Annotated in this window: 10 protein-coding genes and 1 pseudogene; 6 read left to right on the plus strand and 5 right to left on the minus strand. The window is 41.4% G+C overall.

Annotated elements, in window-relative coordinates; genetic code table 11:
• Window positions 1-29: 29 nt before the first annotated feature.
• The 6 genes and pseudogenes from CSHOW_RS09220 to CSHOW_RS09245 all read left to right on the plus strand — a co-directional run bounded on the left by CSHOW_RS09220 (window position 30) and on the right by CSHOW_RS09245 (window position 8,238).
• Window positions 30-815, plus strand: coding sequence for an ABC transporter permease (locus CSHOW_RS09220; protein ID WP_002948826.1), 786 nt, complete (start codon window positions 30-32; stop codon window positions 813-815).
• Window positions 812-2,035: an ABC transporter ATP-binding protein gene (locus tag CSHOW_RS09225; RefSeq protein WP_002948828.1), complete on the plus strand. Its 1,224-nt coding sequence runs from the start codon at window positions 812-814 to the stop codon at window positions 2,033-2,035. The genes CSHOW_RS09220 and CSHOW_RS09225 overlap by 4 nt, the downstream gene beginning before the upstream one ends.
• A complete protein-coding gene (locus tag CSHOW_RS09230; protein WP_002948830.1) occupies window positions 2,028-5,633 on the plus strand; it encodes a glycosyltransferase in 3,606 nt (1,201 codons plus the stop codon). Before CSHOW_RS09225 ends, CSHOW_RS09230 begins: the two co-directional genes overlap by 8 nt.
• Window positions 5,633-6,664 (plus strand): GDP-mannose 4,6-dehydratase, encoded by a 1,032-nt coding sequence (gene gmd, locus CSHOW_RS09235; protein ID WP_002948833.1) that lies wholly within the window; start codon window positions 5,633-5,635, stop codon window positions 6,662-6,664. Before CSHOW_RS09230 ends, gmd begins: the two co-directional genes overlap by 1 nt.
• Window positions 6,654-7,511 (plus strand): NAD-dependent epimerase/dehydratase family protein, encoded by an 858-nt coding sequence (locus CSHOW_RS09240; RefSeq protein ID WP_002948836.1) that lies wholly within the window; start codon window positions 6,654-6,656, stop codon window positions 7,509-7,511. The genes gmd and CSHOW_RS09240 overlap by 11 nt, the downstream gene beginning before the upstream one ends.
• A gap of 89 nt (window positions 7,512-7,600) precedes the next feature.
• Window positions 7,601-8,238, plus strand: a pseudogene (locus tag CSHOW_RS09245) (IS1595 family transposase).
• A 244-nt stretch (window positions 8,239-8,482) separates the two neighbouring features.
• Here the strand turns inward: CSHOW_RS09245 and CSHOW_RS09250 are convergent.
• The 5 genes from CSHOW_RS09250 to CSHOW_RS09270 all read right to left on the minus strand — a co-directional run bounded on the left by CSHOW_RS09250 (window position 8,483) and on the right by CSHOW_RS09270 (window position 17,713).
• Window positions 8,483-12,196 (minus strand): hypothetical protein, encoded by a 3,714-nt coding sequence (locus CSHOW_RS09250; protein ID WP_002948838.1) that lies wholly within the window; start codon window positions 12,194-12,196, stop codon window positions 8,483-8,485.
• Between the two features lie 111 nt (window positions 12,197-12,307).
• Complete coding sequence (locus CSHOW_RS09255; protein WP_002948839.1) at window positions 12,308-13,606, minus strand: TolC family protein; 1,299 nt, start codon at window positions 13,604-13,606, stop codon at window positions 12,308-12,310.
• A complete protein-coding gene (locus tag CSHOW_RS09260) occupies window positions 13,596-14,879 on the minus strand; it encodes an HlyD family type I secretion periplasmic adaptor subunit (protein WP_002948840.1) in 1,284 nt (427 codons plus the stop codon). The genes CSHOW_RS09255 and CSHOW_RS09260 overlap by 11 nt, the downstream gene beginning before the upstream one ends.
• A 1-nt stretch (window position 14,880) precedes the next feature.
• Window positions 14,881-16,614: a type I secretion system permease/ATPase gene (locus CSHOW_RS09265; protein ID WP_004321446.1), complete on the minus strand. Its 1,734-nt coding sequence runs from the start codon at window positions 16,612-16,614 to the stop codon at window positions 14,881-14,883.
• Window positions 16,601-17,713, minus strand: coding sequence for a SapC family protein (locus CSHOW_RS09270; protein WP_004321447.1), 1,113 nt, complete (start codon window positions 17,711-17,713; stop codon window positions 16,601-16,603). Before CSHOW_RS09270 ends, CSHOW_RS09265 begins: the two co-directional genes overlap by 14 nt.
• Between the last annotated feature and the right edge of the window lie 109 nt (window positions 17,714-17,822).

Raw genomic sequence — 17,822 nt, forward strand, 5'->3', positions numbered from 1 at the left:
ACGCAAATTTAGCTAAATCGGACGAAAGATTGTTTTCAAATATTTATACGTATAGGTTTTTTATCGTAAATTCGGTCAAAAACGAGTTTATAACCAAATTTGCAAAAAGCAAGCTGGGCGTAGCGTGGGCTATACTCCACCCGCTAGCCCAGGTACTCATCTACGCGACCATACTCTCCTCCGTACTCTCGGCCAAGCTGCCTGGCATCGATAGCAAATACGCATACGCGATCTACCTAATGAGCGGGATGCTTTGCTGGATGCTTTTTAGCGAGATTTTTTCGCGCTGTATCGGCATTTTTACCGACAATGCCAACATAATCAAAAAAATGTCATTCCCTAAAATCGTCCTTCCGGCTACCGTAGTTTTAAGCTCGGCGATAAACAATCTCATTTTATTCGTCTCTATTGCGGTAGTGTTTGCGTTTTTGGGGCATTTTGCGGGCGTAAATTTGATCTTTTTGCCGATCTTTTCCCTCGTTACGGTGATGCTAGCCGTCGGATTTGGGCTGTTTTTCGGCGTGATAAACGTCTTTATGCGCGACGTAGGCCAGATCATCGCCATCGTATTGCAGTTTTTATTTTGGCTAACGCCGATCGTTTATATGACGGGCATTTTGCCGTCAAATTTGCAAGAGCTAATCTACATAAATCCGCTTGTGGGCGTCGTTAGCGGCTATCACGATATTTTGATTTACGACAAGATGCCCGATTTTTCGCTTTTGATTTATCCGGCCTTTATCGGCGCGGCAAGCCTTGGGGCCGCATTTTTCGTTTACAAACGAGCCGAAGAAGAGATGGCGGACGTTTTATGATTTTATCGGTTCAAAATATCTGTAAAACTTACTTGGATTACGAGAGTAACTTTAAGCGATTTGCCTCGTGGTTTAGCAAAAATAAAGAAGAAAAAAACGTAAAAACCGTACTAAAAGACGTAAGCTTTGACGTGGGAGCCGGCGAGGTAGTCGGGCTAATCGGTCAAAACGGAGCGGGCAAGAGCACCCTTTTAAAAATCATATCGCACACGCTAAAGCCCTCAAGCGGCCGCGTAACGAGCGGGGCTAAAATTTCGTCCATCTTAGAGCTAGGCATGGGCTTTCACGGCGACCTAACGGGTAGACAAAACGCCTATCAGTCCTGCTCTCTCATGGGCTACTCAAAAGAGCAGATCGACGAAATAATAGCCTACATCGAAGACTTTGCCGAGATAGGCGAGTATTTTGATTATCCCGTGCGAATTTACAGCAGCGGCATGCAGATGCGCCTTGCTTTTTCGGTCGTCACGGCAAACCGCCCCGATATACTCATCATCGACGAAGCGCTATCGGTAGGCGACGTGTACTTTCAGCACAAAAGCTTTGACAAGATAAAAGAATTTAAAAGCCTAGGCACGACGCTCATCATCGTTTCGCACGATAGCGGTGCGATAAAATCGATCTGCGACCGAGTAATCCTGCTAGAAAAAGGACAAATTTTAAAAGACGGCGAGCCTGAAGCCGTACTTGATTATTACAACGCCCTAATCTCAAAAAAACAAGACGTACAAATCTCACAAGTAGCCCTAGAAAACGGCAAAATCGCAACTATATCGGGCAACAAAAAAGCCTGCATAAAAAACGTGGAAATTTTAGACGCCGCAGGCAAAAAGATACAAAATTTAGAAGTCGGCAAAAAAATCAAGCTAAAAGTAACGGTGCAAGCAAACGAAAATTTACTCTCGCTGGTACTGGGCTATCAAATCAAAAATCGCTTCTCGCAGGTCGTCTACGGCACCAACACTTACCATCTAAAGCAAGCTTTAAAAAATCTCAAAAAAGGCGAGGAGTACGACTTTAGTTTTGAATTTGACGCAAATTTGGGCGTCGGATCGTTTTCAGTCACATTAGCGCTGCACGATAGCGACAACCATCTGCAAAATAACTACGAATGGCGCGACAACGCAATCATTTTTAACGTCGTAAATTTTAGCAAGCCCGATTTCGTCGGCCTTGCGTATCTTGAACCGAGTTTGGAAATAAAGAGAATAAATGGATAAATTTTATAAAAGTTTCGAAGATAAATTTAGAGGCCAGAGGAGCGAGATCAAAAAACGCTTGCTTGCTTACGAGCCGTTTTTGCAAATTTTAAAGCAACAAGACGAAAAGCCGGCGGCGGTCGATCTAGGCTGCGGCAGAGGCGAGTGGCTTGAAATTCTAAAACAAAACGGCTTTGCCGCGCGCGGTTGCGACGTTAGCGACGAGATGATAAAAGAGTGCGAGAAAAACGATCTTGAAGCCAAAAAACAAGGAGCGATAGAATTTTTAGGCCAGTTGCAGGATTCGAGCCTATCGCTCGTTAGCGCCTTTCAGCTTGCAGAGCACTTGGAGTTTAACGAGCTTTGCGAGCTAATAAAGCAAGCGCGCCGAGTTCTCAAAGACGGCGGTATCTTGCTACTAGAAACGCCAAATCCTGAAAATTTACGCGTCGCTACGCTAAATTTCTATCTAGACGTTACGCACGTAAAGCCTATCCCACCGATGCTGCTTGAGTATCTGTGCGAATTTGAAGGCTTTAATAATACGTTTATGATGAGGCTGAACTCAAATTTGAGCTTTAGCGAGGATTTAGAGAACCAAAACGTCACGCTAAGAGACGTTTTAAGCAGCGTCGGGCTTGATTACGCGGTTTTGGGGCTTAAAAACGGCGACGAGAAAACGCGCGAAGCGTTTTTAAACGCGGCTAAAAGCGGTTATAGTTTTGAAGAGTTAGCCGATAGATTCGACGTAGGGGCGTTTGAAAATAAAACGCAGATGCTCGAGCTAAAAAACGACGTTTGGAAGGAGTCCTTGGAGACAAAAGAGGCTCTTTGGAAAAGCTCGCTCGAGCTGTTGGAAAGCAAAAATCAAATCACAAATTTGCAAAACGAAAATGCGCGCCTGCACGAAGATCTAGAAAATCTACTCGGCAAATATCTCGCGCTAAACCACAAAGTCTACGTCCTAGAAAACGAAGCTCCCGTTATCAAAAACGATATCGAACATCTTAAAATTTTCGTCGCCAAATTTAAAAAAGTTGCAAAGCCGCTTATTTGGGTCTATAAATTTTTGAGATTTTGCAAAAATTTAGCTAAAGAAAATCTCAAAAAACCGCTCAAATTCGGTATAAATTTAACCGAAAAGACGGCAAATAACAACCCTAAATTTAAAAAGAATCTCAAGATATTTTTAAATAAATTCCCGGCTCTCAGAGCAAAAATTTTTAGCCTCAAAGGGCAAATAAGAGACGATATCTACGTCTCGCAAGAGGGCATTTTCGAGCCGAACGTTTTTGAATTAAAGCACTCAAAAGAGTACGAGCAAAATTTAGAGCTGAAAAATCTCAAATTTAACGAAAACTTTAGCGAGCTAACGGTAATCGGCAACATCAGCGGACATTATAGTTTGGCCGCGATAAATAGAAACATAGTATTTAGGCTACTAAACAAGGTAAAAAACGTCTTTGTTATCTGCTATCACGCAAACTATTTCGATAAAATCGAAGACATCGCGATAACCAAAGACGAGTACGAAACGCTAAGAAGCATAGTGCCCGATAAAAACGCACCCGCAATCAGAACCGACGACAAGGTCGCGATCTACCACCACTACCCGCTGATAGAAGACGTTAGGGAGGGCTACGGCTTTGAGATCGCGGTATTTTTCTGGGAGGAGTCGCGTATCCCGCCGCGGACGATAGAAATTTTAAACGCCAAGTATAAAGGCATTTTGGTTTCGACGTTTTTTATCAAAAAAATCCTCATAGATAACGGCTGCTATACGCCCGTAAAAGTAGCCGATATACCGCTAAAAACGCCGCCTGCGCCAAGCGTTTCGCAAGAAAACAGCGAACAAAAGAGCGAGATAAAGCTCTTTCACATCTCGTCGTGCCTACCTAGAAAGGGTGCCGACGTGCTGCTGCGAGCCTTTAACGAAGCTTGCAAAAAAGCTAAATTTGAGCTGAGCCTAACGATAAAAAGCTTCCCTAATCCGCACAACAGCGTAACCGAGCAAATCGAGCTTTTAGTCGATAAAAAGTACCGCGATAAAATCCGCGTCATACTAAACGAAGATCTAACCGCGCTTGACGTGGCAAATCTATACGAGCAGTGCGATATCGTCGTGCTACCGACGCGCGGCGAGGGACTAAATATGCCGGCAATCGAAGGCGTACATTACGAAAAGCCCGTTATCTCCACCGACTATAGCGGTCAGTGCGAGTTTTTGGACGACAGCTGCGAGTTTATTGGGTATAAATTCGCGCCCGCGGTTACGCATTTTAATCTAAATTATTCGTTTTGGGCGGAGCCTAGCGTAAAGGATCTAGGCGAAAAGATTATCAAAGCATCAGAGCAAATTTTACAGAACCGTGCTCCGGACATAAAACCACTAAAGCACAAGGTCGATGAAATGATGTTCGGCGAGAAAAATGCGCTAAATTTCATCTCGAGCATCTCGCATCTAAAATCCTTTAAAAACAAGCCGAGCGAGCTAAAAATAGCCTACTTTTCGACATATAACGCCGTTTGCGGCATAGCCGAATACTCAAAATACCTAACGGACGAGCTTGTGCGGGCGGGCGCAGATTTGCAAATTTACACTTGGAGCGAGCAAAAGCGCGCCGATGGGTCAAATTTAACTCAAGAAAACGACAATATAAAAGTCTATGAAATAGAGCGCGAAAAACTACTATCGGGGCTTAAAACGGATGCGAATATCATCTGGCTACAACACCATTTTACATTTTTCGAGATAGACGAAAAGCTAAAATCAGACATCGCCGCGCTAAAATCTCAGGGGAAAATTTGCTTTATCACGCTTCATAGTACGAAGCAAATCCTAAACTACCCACGCCAAACTCAGCAAAACTGGCACGACACGCTTTACGAATTCGACCGAGTATTCGTCCATAGTATCGACGATCTAAATACGCTTAGGCTGCTTGGACTTATCGATAATGTCACGCTAGTACCGCACGGAACGCAAAATTTAGCGCCCGAGCAAAACAAACATAAGGAAACGGACGGCAAATTTATGGTAGGATTTTTAGGACTGCTATTTGCGCATAAAAACCTACCTGTGCTACTAGAAGCTTTTGCGAAATTCAGTCAAAATATAGACGCAAAACTAGTCATAATCAGTCCGGTCGCAAGCGCGGACGGCGAGGCGGAGCTACAAAGATGCCGCAAGATTTGCGACAAGCTAAATTTGAGCGAAAAAATAGAGTGGCATACGAGCTTTTTACCGATAGAAACTGTAAACGAAAAACTAAGTTGTTGCGATGCGATAGTATTGCCGTACGGACAGACCGACGAGGGTAGTAGCGCAGCAGCCAGAGTCTCTCTAAGTCTTTGTAAAAACGTTATAGTTACGCCGTCAAGAATCTTTAGCGAGATGCAAAATATCACGATAGCGGCGGACGGTTTTAGTGACGAGGATATCCTAGAACAACTAGAAAAAGTAAAAAATAATGAAATAGATGGTAAAATTTATGATAAGCGCATAAAATGGCTAGAAGAAAACAGCTGGCAAAATATCGCCGGTCTTTATTTAAGAATCTTTAAAGCCATAAATACTGATCATAATTTTATGCGACATTTAAAAAACGGAGAAGAATAATGAAAAAAGCTATAATCACAGGCGTCGGAGGCCAAGACGGCGCGTATCTGGCTAGATATCTGATCGATCTGGGATATGAGATCTACGGCGGTTACAGACGAGCGGTGAGCCCAAATTTTTGGAGATTAAACGAGCTAAGTCTTTTAAACGAGCCAAATTTTCATCTAGTCGAGTTTGAGCTAACCGACCCGTTTAATATCCTAAGCGTCGTCAATGAAATAAGACCCGAGGAAATCTACAACCTAGCTGCCCAAAGCTTCGTAGGCGTTAGTTTTAAAGAGCCTTTTCACACTGCAAACGCTACGGGTATCGGCACGCTAAATATACTAGAAGCAATCAAAACGGTAGATAAAAGTATCAAATTTTACCAAGCTAGCACATCAGAGATGTTCGGCAAAGTCCAAGCTGTCCCGCAAAGCGAAACGACGCCGTTTTATCCGCGTTCGCCTTACGGAGTGGCAAAGCTTTATGCACACTTTATCACGGTAAACTATCAAGAAAGCTACGATATTTTCGCCTCAAGCGGCATTTTATTTAACCACGAAAGTCCGCTAAGAGGACTTGAGTTCGTCACGAGAAAAATCACGAATACGGCCGCAAAAATCGCCCTAAAAAAGGCTAAAACTTTGGAACTAGGCAACCTAGACGCAAAGCGTGACTGGGGCTACGCTAAAGAATACGTCGAAGGCATGCACGCGATGCTACAAGCGCCAACTCCGGATACCTTCGTGCTCTCTACCGGCGTAACGACCACGGTTAGAGATTTTGTAAAGCTTAGCTTTGAAGCGCTAGATATCGGGATAAAATTTGAGGGCGAAGGCATAAACGAAGTCGGGCTAAACGAAAAAGGCGACGTGATCGTAAAGATAAATCCGGCGTTTTTTAGGCCGGCGGAGGTCGATCTACTAATAGGCGATGCCTCAAAAGCCAAGCAAAAGCTCGGTTGGAGCGCAAAGACTGATTTAAAGGGACTTTGCGATATGATGATAAAAGCCGATCTAAGGCGCATCGAGGCGGGATTTGAGTTCTAAGCGAGTTTTTATCACGGGGATTGAGGGCTTTACGGGTCGCTATCTGGAGCGATACCTTTGTGCGCTCGGCTACGAGGTCTCAGGCGGCGCTCTGAAACCTAGCGCGCCTAATCATACGCGCCTTGATCTGCTTGATAAAGACAGCATAAAAGCCGCCTTTGGCGCAAAATTTGACTACATCATCCACCTGGCAGCAGTATCTTTTGCCATGGCCGATCCTACCGAAATCAAAAATGCAAACGAAATCGGTACCATAAATTTGCTAGAGGCTCTAGGTTCCGTTAAATTTGAAAAGGCGATCTTTGCAAGCTCAGCTAGCGTCTACGGCGGAGGAGATATGCCCATGTGCGAAAACTCTACGCTAAATCCGCAAAGCATATACGCCGAAAGTAAAATTTTCATGGAGGAGCAAATAGCTAAAAGCGGACTGCCTTTTATCATCGCGCGCCCATTTAACTACACAGGTACTGGACAAAGCGAAAATTTCCTCATTCCAAAAATCGTGCGACATTTTAAGAACAAAGCTTCCGTAATAAAGCTCGGGAATTTAACGCCAAAACGCGAATATAACGACATAAACGACGTCGTGAGAATATACGAGCAACTACTAAAACTCGAAGCTAACGATGAAATTTTTAACATTGGCTCTGGTAAGGCCTATAGTATTGAGCAAATTTTACAAATTTTACGCTGCCTAAGCGGACATGATATAGCCGTGCAAAGCGATCCCCGATTTATCAGAGCAAACGACCCCGCCCTACTCGTCTGCGATACGACGAAACTACAAAACTATGGCATAGTTCCTTGCAACGCGGAGATCGAGAAGCTACTCCGCTCTATGCTTTAGATCTTATACTTCTTGCAATACCTTTACCAAAATATAACATTAAATTTTGGCTCAAGATAAGTTAAAAACTTTCAAAGGAGTTTTTAACTATGATCCTGCCGATGAAAAACAAGTATATAATCCGTTCCCGAATTTCAGAGAAGAAATTTAGAGAAATTCTCAAGTATTTTGCAGAGGATATAGAGGCTACTAAAATAGCAAATTTAACCGGGATTTCTAGAATTTCTATTAATAAGATTCTAAAAAGCATTAGAGTTTTGATGTCTAAAGAGTGTGAAAAAATATCTAAGTTTTCAGGTGAAAAAGAAATAGACGAAAGCTACTTCGGAGCCAAGAGAGCAAGAGGAAAAAGAAATACCCATATTATCGGAGTTTAGCGATCTAGATGATAGTGTCATATATTCTGATTATTGGAAGGCTTATGATGGATTAGTAGATTATGGAGCTAAAGCGCACTACAGAATGAAGCACTCTAAAAAATAAATTCGCTAATGGTAAAAAACATATAAATGGCATAGAAAACTTTTAGCTGCGACTTCGTCTTGCTACTGCAAGCAGAAGGGGTTATGCTAAACATAGATTATCTAAATTTAAAGGCATTAAGAAAGAGAATTTTCTGTTGCACCTAAAGGAATGTGAATTTAGATTTAATAACAGTAAAGATACGAAAACTTTCTATCATATTTTACTAAAGATGATAAGAGAGAATATGCTTAGCTTATCTTGAGCCTAAATTTTTATATAGCTAAAGCAAGCCCACATCTTAATCACCAAGGCCAGAATTCACGCATAGGCGGCCGGAGCACCCATTTTGACTACTTTTTCTACTGACTTTATTTGAGGCTTTTAGCACAAAATAAGGCAATACGCAATCGCAAACTTTATATATCGCTAAAAATGATTTTTATATAAAATAATTTTACGAAAAAAGGAGTTCGGCAGGTAAAAAACCTGCCGAAAAGAAGGAGAAATCAGAATGCGTTAATAGTAACTTCACCAGCATTAACTGTTGTGTTAAGGTTGGCAATATTTACGCCCGATAGTTTGACGATAGTGTCGCCTGCGCCAAAGTCAGTATCACCTGCAGCAGCGTTGTATACCAAGTATGTATCATTTAGATATGAATAAGCATATATCTTACCGGCTTGGTTATTGGTGCCATCAAAGAATCCGCCAAGTTTAGCCGCAAGAGCGAAGTTATCTTGCGCGTTTCCGTTGGCATTTAGAGTTACTTTTTCTATAGCAGTGGTACCGCCGGCAAATTTGATTTTATCGCCTACATTTATCTTATCTATGGTTACAAGTCTAGTATGAGACTCGTTGGCGCTATCAAAGCCTGCGCCTATAAGCGAAGCACTAACATCGAATGTATCGTTGCCTGAACCGCTTTTGATGGTTATATTTTGACCTTTTGGATCTGCGTCGGCATGACCTGGGGTTAGGAAAGTTCCTGTCTTAATGGTATTCTCGCCTTCACCTGCATCGATTGAAATTTTTGCAGCTTTTTGATCGCCCGCTAGAGTAATAGTATCGTCTCCGTCGGTAGCCTTAATGTTCTCAATAACTTTACTTGCGGTATTTGTTATAGTGCCTTTCTCTACGTTTTTTAATCCGCTAAAGTCAATTTTTGTTAGCTTTTCAGCATTGGTATCGTCAAACGTGTACTCGTCGGTAGCGTCTGTACCCATATCGCCCGAGATAGTAGCTGTTTTTAGATCATTACCGTCAACTCTTTCAGAACCATTAACAAGCGAGAATTTTGTAGCAGCAGTTACAACCAACTTATCAGCCTGAGCAGACGTAGTAATATTGGCAACGAAATCTTTTGAATTGATATCTTGCTTCATGGTGATGTTAACATCTGTTGAAAGTGGAGTTTGAGTAGAGCCCTTATAGACTACAGTATCTGCCACGATACTGGCAAACTTATTTGCACCTATAGTTTTACTGAGGTCTACCGTTACACTATCAGCACTTACAGGTCCTGTGTTGCCAAGATCAACGATGCCCTTTGTGTTTCCAGCGTCGATGTTTATACTCGTGCTTTCTTTTACTTTTATCTTGCCATCTATAACGGCAGCGCTTTTTAGATCTAGAGTACCGACTTTAACGTCTTTTAATACGTCTTTTAGCGTAATATTTACGTTTTTGACGTAGTTGCCGTTTATATCTCCTACCCCGACCGCGCTAGTCTCGTTTTGACCCTTAATATTAGTCAAGCTGATATTTACGTTCTCTGCTTTTATATTCGCGATAGATACTTTGCCTGTTACGTCTTTAGCTGTAAAGTTTACGTCATTTTTAACGTCTATGCCGTTACCACTACTTATTTCGACATTAAACCTAGAATCACTAATATCAAATGTAGCGCCACTATTCTTAGACTTGATTTCGTCTGCTATTTTGACGTTACCGATCTTATTAGCTACGAAAGTTATCTCGCCGCCTACATCAAATTTATTTACTTCGATATCGTTTGTGACATTTTTAAAGTTAAAATTTGCACCGGCATTTGTCGTCTTTTTCGTAGTTACGTCTCCTACCTTTAAAGCCGTTACGTGGCTTGAGCCTTGATAAACGGTAACAAGATCATTTACGTTTAGTTTTACGCCGTTTTCAGAATCTATCGAGCCAAGATTGTGAAGCTCGACTAGGCTTGCTACAGGCATATTAGCCAGGCCTTTTACGTTTATCTCAGATATATATTTGAGACCATTATTTAAAACGTCAAGAGCACCCAAGGTAGCTATGTTTAGCGTTTTCACTCTCGCATCCTCGTGGATATCGAAAGTAAATTTCTTAGGATTATTGTTGGTTAGATTTATAGTCTTAAGCTCGTGAATATTTCTTAGAGCAAGGCCTGAATTTTCAACCATATTTACATTCACATTGATTGTAGTAGCCTTTGGCGCCTCGATAACGCTAGCTGCGTTGTCAGTAAGTTCGCCATTTACAGTTTTAACCGATTTATCTAAATTTACAGTAAGATTTTTGGACTCAGAAACTCTTACTTTACCGATTAAATCTTGAGGCGTAGTCACGTTATCTATCGCATAATTTATAGTGTCAACAAATTTGTCGTTTATATGCAGTATACCGTGGCCGTTTCCTGCACTGGCCGCTTTTGCATCCACTTTGTCTGTTAAATTTACAGTCGTTATACTAGAACTTGTAACAACTAACGTTTGATCAAGCTGGCCCACTTTTAGGCTCTTAACATCAGTTTGTCCAGTCAAGTCTAGAGCGCTCACGTTATCATTTTTATCAAAGATTTCGATATTATCAACGCCTTTTAATTTAATTTGCTTTAATGCGTCCACTTTTTCTATCTGAAGAGTATCATTGCCAGCGCCCATGTCTATAGAAACAGAGTTGGACTCAAGTTTTCCTACTTTTATCGTGTCATTGCCGTTGCCGCTTTTGATGCTAGTGTAGTAAGCAGACTCGGTTAAATCAGCCGTCAAATTTCCAATAAGCGCTGATGCATCAAGGCTATTCACAAAGTCTTTAAATGGAGCGTCTGGGTTTTTATCTTTGGTGGATATAGTTAAATCCGCCTCGCCTTTTACCGTGATAAATTTATTTTCCACCTCTTTTATATAACTAGCGTTTTCTCTAGTCGTAATGTTTAAGGTCTCGATACCGTTAAATTTGACCTTAAGAGAGTTTTTGTGGCTGTCGGCTTCCGTATCCGGAGTAACTCTGCCCACATTGTTTAGGATTAAATTTTGCGCGTCATTATTGCCTTTTACTAGATCAGTGTTATAGGCGATACCAACTTCGGTTGAATCTTTTTGATCTATTACCGTTAGATCGACTATATTAGATAGATTTGTTACTCTAACGCCGTTTGCACCATGAGTAGACACGGACTGCAAGCCCTCTACCTTATCTGCATTAAATACTCTTTGGCTATTTGAAGTATTGACTAAATTTAGTCCCTCAATATTTTTAGCATATCCGGTTGTAAAGCCAGTGAAACTATCGTCGATTTTAACATTCAACATATCATTGCCGGCCCCGCCGTCTATCTTGTCTTCAACGCCAAGGGTATTTTTATCAGCAAATGAGCTAACGACCGCGCTATATATATCCACGCCTGCACTTCCGGTTAGTGTTTCAGTCGTGTTGTTTAGCGTATGCACGGTGGCATTTGCCAAGGCATCGATTTTGGCCTTCTGTTCATCCAAATTTGTAGCCGTAGTCGTTCTAATAATTTCTTGGAATATTCCATAATCATAGTTGCCTGAACTATCGGTTTGAATGTTTGGTATTTTTTCAGCCATGTAAGCAGATATAGCAGTCTTGTTTTCAAAAATCTTAGCCGCCACAGGATCTGCCGCTTTTGCGATGTCGGAAGTTGCAACTTCAAATAATTTAACTAGAGTTTCACCTCTACTGTGACCTAGCTGAAGGTGCAAAACCCACGAATCGATACCGTTTGGATCTTGAGTATAGTCTTTGCCCAGGATGTTTTTATATATTGTTTCGATGTAGCCTCTATCGCTATCTATCGTATTTCCATAGTATGCCAAAGCCGCAGGGGACTCTAGCATTAGCTGGGCTAGCTGAGCTTGGGTTTTATTGGCTCCCGCCGCCACCCATGCGTTAAAGCCCGCGCCTTCAGGGGCACGATTAAATAACGCTACGTAAAGCTGTGCAACTTGTGCTTGTGTTACTGCCATTAAGGACTCCTTTTTAGTGTGTTTCTTGAGTTTTTGGGTATCTTTACAGAATACTGTTGCTAATTATAGCATAAAAAATCACTTAAAACGTAAAAATTTAAAAAATAAATTTTACCTAAACGCTCTTTGCAAGTCCCGCATCATATCAACCGATATATTGGAATTAAGCCACTGGATTTCCAAATATGCGAGGACCAAATTATAAGATGCCGTTAGTGCTTCGTTTCTGGTTTTAAAAACTCTAGCGCGAGCATCAAACAAATTTACCGCATCTTTCAAGCCCTCTTCGTAGCCTCTTTCTATTGATTTTACATAAAGCTCCGCATTTTCCAAAGAGCGCTTCATTAACTCGCATTCGTCGATATAATTAAGATAGTTATTTATCGCTCTTTTTTGGCTGATCTCTATCTCTTTTTGAATATCTTTTTGTTGTTCGATGCTAGCTAGTCTTAGTAGTTTACCCTCCTCTACTCTTGAGCTGGTCGCACCGCCCGTATATAAAGGCAGAGTAAATCGCAACATAGTATCCAGCTTTCTTCTTCTGTCGCCCGAATAATTATTGTCTATGTAATACAAATTTGCATAGCTGATGCTAAAATCAAGCGTAGGGAGATGCTCGCTTTTTCTCTTTTTGTATTCTTGTTCTGAGATTTCGACGGCCAAAACGCTGTCTTGAAATTTAAAATTTCTTGCTACGTCGCTAAAATTCGACAAATTTACTTTTTTGAAAAATTCGGTATCGATGTTTGAAAAGCTATCCTTCACCTCGATCTCTTGCCCGACTAGCTTTACTAGCTCTAGCTTTGCTACTTCGATATTTAGCTTAGCTTTGTTTACGCCCAGCAACGCCTCGTCTAATCTAACCTTAGATTCAAGCATATCCATTTTATTTACCAGCCCGAATTCCAAAGACTTCTGCATTTGGTTGTATTTGGCTCGGTTGGCTTCCTCGTAGCTCTGAGCAAGAGCTAGCGTCTCTGATGCGAAAGTATAGTTAAAATATGCCTCCACGACCCTTTTTGCCAGTTCTTGTTTGGTATTTTCATACATCAGCTCGTTGCCGCGTACCCTGATCTCTTCTTGATTTCTTTGATACCAGATTGCCGGCCTAAATACGCTCTGACTAAGGCTAACGCCTACCTTTTTATAGCTTTCATTTATTTTTGATACTCTTCGCCTGTCCATTCTGTCGTATTTTTCGCCAACATATGCAGCTTCGGCGTTAATGGTCGGCAAAAACATGGCCGTAGCTTGAGATAGCCTCTCTTGAGAGGCTATACTATTATACATGGTCATTTTGAGTTCATTATTGTTTTCAAGCGCCATTTCGTATGCCTGAGAAAGGCTAACGCTTTGAGCAAAAGCTAAATTTGAAGCCAACAAGGCCGAAAGTAAAATTTTAGTCTTCATTGAACGCCCTTTTAAACATATCTATAAACGGCTTTAAGACATACTCAAGCATCGTCCTATCGCCGGTTTTGATCATTACTTCGACTGGCATTCCGGGAACTATAAAAAAGTCGTTTCTTTTAAACTCTTTCATGCCCTCTTCGGTAAGCTCGGCTTTAATATCGTAAAACGAGTGACCTGCATTATCCTGAATACTATCGGCCGATACGTACGTTACTTTACCTTCCATGACGAAGCTCGGCCTGTGCTGAAATGCGCTAAATCTAATATCGGCAAGCTGTCCCACATGCACCGTATCTATATCTACTACGTTTAGTCTAGCCTCTACGACATAGTCGGTCTCGTCCGGCACTATGCTCATTATTCTCTCGCCCGGCCTTATTACGCCTCCGATAGTATGGAAGGCTAGTTCTACTACGCTACCCTCAACCGGAGATTTTACGATAGTACGCTCGGATTGATCTTTTAAAGCATTATAGCGTTGTTGAAGATCCACAAGACGAGTTTTAGCGTCTTCAAGCTTTTTTAATACATCCTCTTTAAACGTTCTATCTCTTAATATAATTTGAGCTTGCGTCTCGGTAACTTGGACGTTTAGTCTTGCTATCTCGGCCTTGCCCGCAGCTATTTCACCCTCGACCGCCGTTTTTTCTCTATTTAGGTCGCGTAGCCTGACTTTGTCTGCCAACTGTTCCTTAAATAGCCTTTCCCACTCCTTAATCTCTTCGTTCAAAGACTTTATGCGGTCTTGTTTGGCGCTTACTATCGCATTTGCGCCTTTGATTTGATTTTCAAGCTGTTTTATTCGTTGCTTTAGGATAGATTTTTCTTCATCCAAAAGCTTTTTTTGCGCATTAAATATACTCAACTGCCCGTCTATAGCCTCTTTATAACCTTCGATTTGCTTTATTTCGTCGCTAAATTTGACTTCCGTCGCATCGTCTTTTTGGGCTTCCAATCTAGAAACTATGACGCTGGTTCTTAAAAATTCTGCTCTAACTACGCTCATCTCGCTTTGCAAAGCAACATTTTTGATCTCGACGAGCGGAGCGCCCTCTTTGACCATATCTCCGTCTTTAACGAAAATTTTATCTACGACGCCACCCTCGAGGTGCTGGATGATTTTTTTATTGCTAACTACGCCTATTTTACCGACGGCTACGGCAGCGCTATTAAGAGGCGCCATGCCGAGCCAAATTCCAAAAACTCCGACTAGCAAAAATATAACGAACAACCCAAAATTTACGGTGCCTTTTTCATTTTTAAGTATCATCTTAGCCCTCCGCATCTTCTAGGCTTATGCTACGCCTTTTTTGTTGTTCTGCGACCTGCGGTTGTTGCGCATTTGCTTTGCCTAGCTCAGCCAATACCGCATCTCTGGCGCCAAAGTACATCAATCTTCCCGCATTTAAAACGGCGATTTTATCAACTAAATTTAAGATATTTAGCTTGTGCGTTATTAACACTATAGTCGCTTTACCTTTCATCGATGCAAGCGCCGCAAATAGCGCTCTTTCGCCCTCTTCGTCTAGACTAGCGTTAGGTTCGTCCAGTACGATTATTTTAGGCTCCTTATAAAGCGCTCTGGCAAGAGCGACTCTTTGACGTTGACCACCGCTTAGGCTGGCTCCGCCTATGCCTATTTTAGTTTCATAGCCGTCCGGCAAATTTAATATCATATCATGAACGTTAGCTAGCTTTGCAGCCCGCACGATCGCCTCGCTATCCAGTTCGCCGAATCTCGCGATATTTTCCGCAATATTTCCTTCGAAAAGCTCGACGTCTTGCGGCAAATACCCCACAAACTGACCCAAATGGTCGCTGTTGTACTGAGTAATATCGGCTCCGTCCACGCGCACTACGCCGTGAAATACCGGCCATACTCCCAGCATCGCTCTAGCTAGTGAGCTTTTACCAGCAGCGCTCGGACCGATTATGGCACACATATCTCCGCTTTTAAGCTCGAAATTTATGCCCATCAAAGTAGGCGCTTTGCCATGAGGCGGTACTAGGCTTATGGTTTCTAGGAAAATATCGCCTTTTGGATCCGGAAGCTTAAGCTTTTCGTTGTCGGCAGGGAAATCTTCCAAAAACTGCGAAAGTCTAGCATAGCTCTCTTTGGTGTTCTTATAGCTTTTCCAGCTTGAGATCAATATATCAAGCGGAGCTAACGCGCGACCCATGATAATAGAGCCCGCGATCATCATGCCCGGATTTACCTCCTGCAAGACGACCAGATACGCGCCAAGACCAAGCATTAGCGACTGTGAAACGACGCGAAATACCTTACTGATATTTGCATACATTCCGGCTTTTACGCTAGACTCGGAGTGAGCTTCTAGAAATTCATTATGCTTTTTGTGCCAAATTTTCTTTAAATTTCCGTTCATGCCCATAGCTTGGATGACTTCGGAATTTCTCAAATTTAGATCGACAAAGCGTGTTTCGGCGCCAAAAGCGTCATTTGATCTTTTTAGTCCGTCTTTAGTCGCACCTTCGTTTAAAAGAGCCAAAATAAACAAAACGATCGCGGCCGCGATACTAAAATATCCAAAATACGGGTGGAAGAAAAACAGTATCAATATATAAAAAGGTAGCCACGGCGCGTCAAGAAATGCAAACACGCCGTTGGTGCTGAGATATTGTTTTATGGTATTTAGATCTCTCATCGGCTGAGAAGATACCCTGCCGGGCTGTCTGGCCGAGAGTTTAAAGATCGCGTCATACACTCTCTCGGACAGCCTTAAGTCTATCTGGTTTGAAAAAACTACCAAAATTCTCGAACGTAAAATTTCGAAAAACATCATACATAGATATAAAAATATAACTATCAGCGTAAGGAAAAATAACGTATCAAGGCTTCTTGACGTTACGACCCTACCGTAAAGTTGTAACATATATAGAGGAGAAGTTAGCATCAAAACGTTTATGAACATGCTGAAAATTCCAGCATATATCATAGCGTGTTTGGATTTTTTAATACTCTCCTTTAGTTCATTTACTTTCATTTTCTTTTTTACTTTCGTTTTCTAAAATTCTACCCGCCAAATTTTCCAAATTCGTTAAGCTTCTAATGTGCGCATCTATAAGGCTAACATAGCCCTTTCTAACAAAATCAGCCAAAGTAGCGTCGTCAAGCTCGTTTAGCTTTTTTCTGCTCACGACAGAAAAGCCTTTGATTAAAGTGATTTTCTTGTCATTATCGGATACTGTAAGCTCTTTGTTTATCAAAATTCCAGCCTTTTTGATCTCTTCTAACGCTTTTTGCGTAGCTTCTAGCTGGGCATTGTAGTTTTGCATAGCATTTATGGTGTTTTGCAAAAATTCGCTCGGCTCTTCGTTTTTCTTGAATAATTTTTCGCCTTTACCTTTTAGCTGAGGCGCATCCTCGTCTATACAAAGGATATTTTTATCCTCGACTTTAGCAAGAGTAAAAGGATAGTTTTGCAAGATCGCAGGTACGTAGCCTTTGTAGTTTTTATCTATTATTAAATTTTCATTTCTACCTAGTAGTACTAGCAGTTTAGGCACTACGTCGTTCGTGAAAACTATAGGTAAATCTTTCTCGCAGAAAAACGCCTCACTCGCCACTATCTCCGCAAACGGGAAATTTGGTAACGCATCTTGGTGATAAGACACTCCGTTATGTACTTCTGAATTTAAAGCAACTATTTTCATTTCAGTCCTTTTTTTAAAATTTTGAATCTCTATTTTTTTTGCTAAACTTAAGTTTTTGTCGATGCTTCTGAAGGTATATCCGCCGTTTTGCTGCAAAAATGCCAAAACATCCTCAAATTCGTTTATAAAAACGTCTCGGATTTCGTATCTTTTGATATCGCTTTCTTGGATATAACCCCGCGCTTTATTCCTATTTCTTATAAAGGTGCTATTTAGCTCTTGCATGATCTTAGGTATATTTAAGGATTTCAAAAATAGCGATATGGAATTAGGCTCCAAAATGTAGCCTAAAATTTCCATATCGTATTTTTGGGTTAGAGAACTTAAAATTTCAACATAAAGGTCTTTTTCGCTTTGATCGGCAAAAAAGTTGCCCTTTTGTTTTATCAAAACCATTTCTGATTTTATTTCTCTAACCGCTCTACCCAAAATTTACCTTAACCAGTAACTAAAACATCAAGAATGTGATTGTAATCCTTTTATGCTTAAATAAATATTAAAAAGTGCCAGAGTAACTAATTTTATTTTTTAAGCTACA

The organism is Campylobacter showae (genome assembly GCF_004803815.1).
Classification (GTDB): Bacteria; Campylobacterota; Campylobacteria; order Campylobacterales; family Campylobacteraceae; genus Campylobacter_A; species Campylobacter_A showae.

Coding starts and splice junctions, on each gene's coding strand:
- CSHOW_RS09225 (WP_002948828.1), top strand. CDS start 812: ATGATTTTATCGGTTCAAAATATCTGTAAAACTTACTTGGATTACGAG.
- CSHOW_RS09230 (WP_002948830.1), top strand. CDS start 2,028: ATGGATAAATTTTATAAAAGTTTCGAAGATAAATTTAGAGGCCAGAGG.
- gmd (WP_002948833.1), top strand. CDS start 5,633: ATGAAAAAAGCTATAATCACAGGCGTCGGAGGCCAAGACGGCGCGTAT.
- CSHOW_RS09250 (WP_002948838.1), bottom strand. CDS start 12,196: ATGGCAGTAACACAAGCACAAGTTGCACAGCTTTACGTAGCGTTATTT.
- CSHOW_RS09255 (WP_002948839.1), bottom strand. CDS start 13,606: ATGAAGACTAAAATTTTACTTTCGGCCTTGTTGGCTTCAAATTTAGCT.
- CSHOW_RS09260 (WP_002948840.1), bottom strand. CDS start 14,879: ATGATACTTAAAAATGAAAAAGGCACCGTAAATTTTGGGTTGTTCGTT.
- CSHOW_RS09265 (WP_004321446.1), bottom strand. CDS start 16,614: ATGAAAGTAAATGAACTAAAGGAGAGTATTAAAAAATCCAAACACGCT.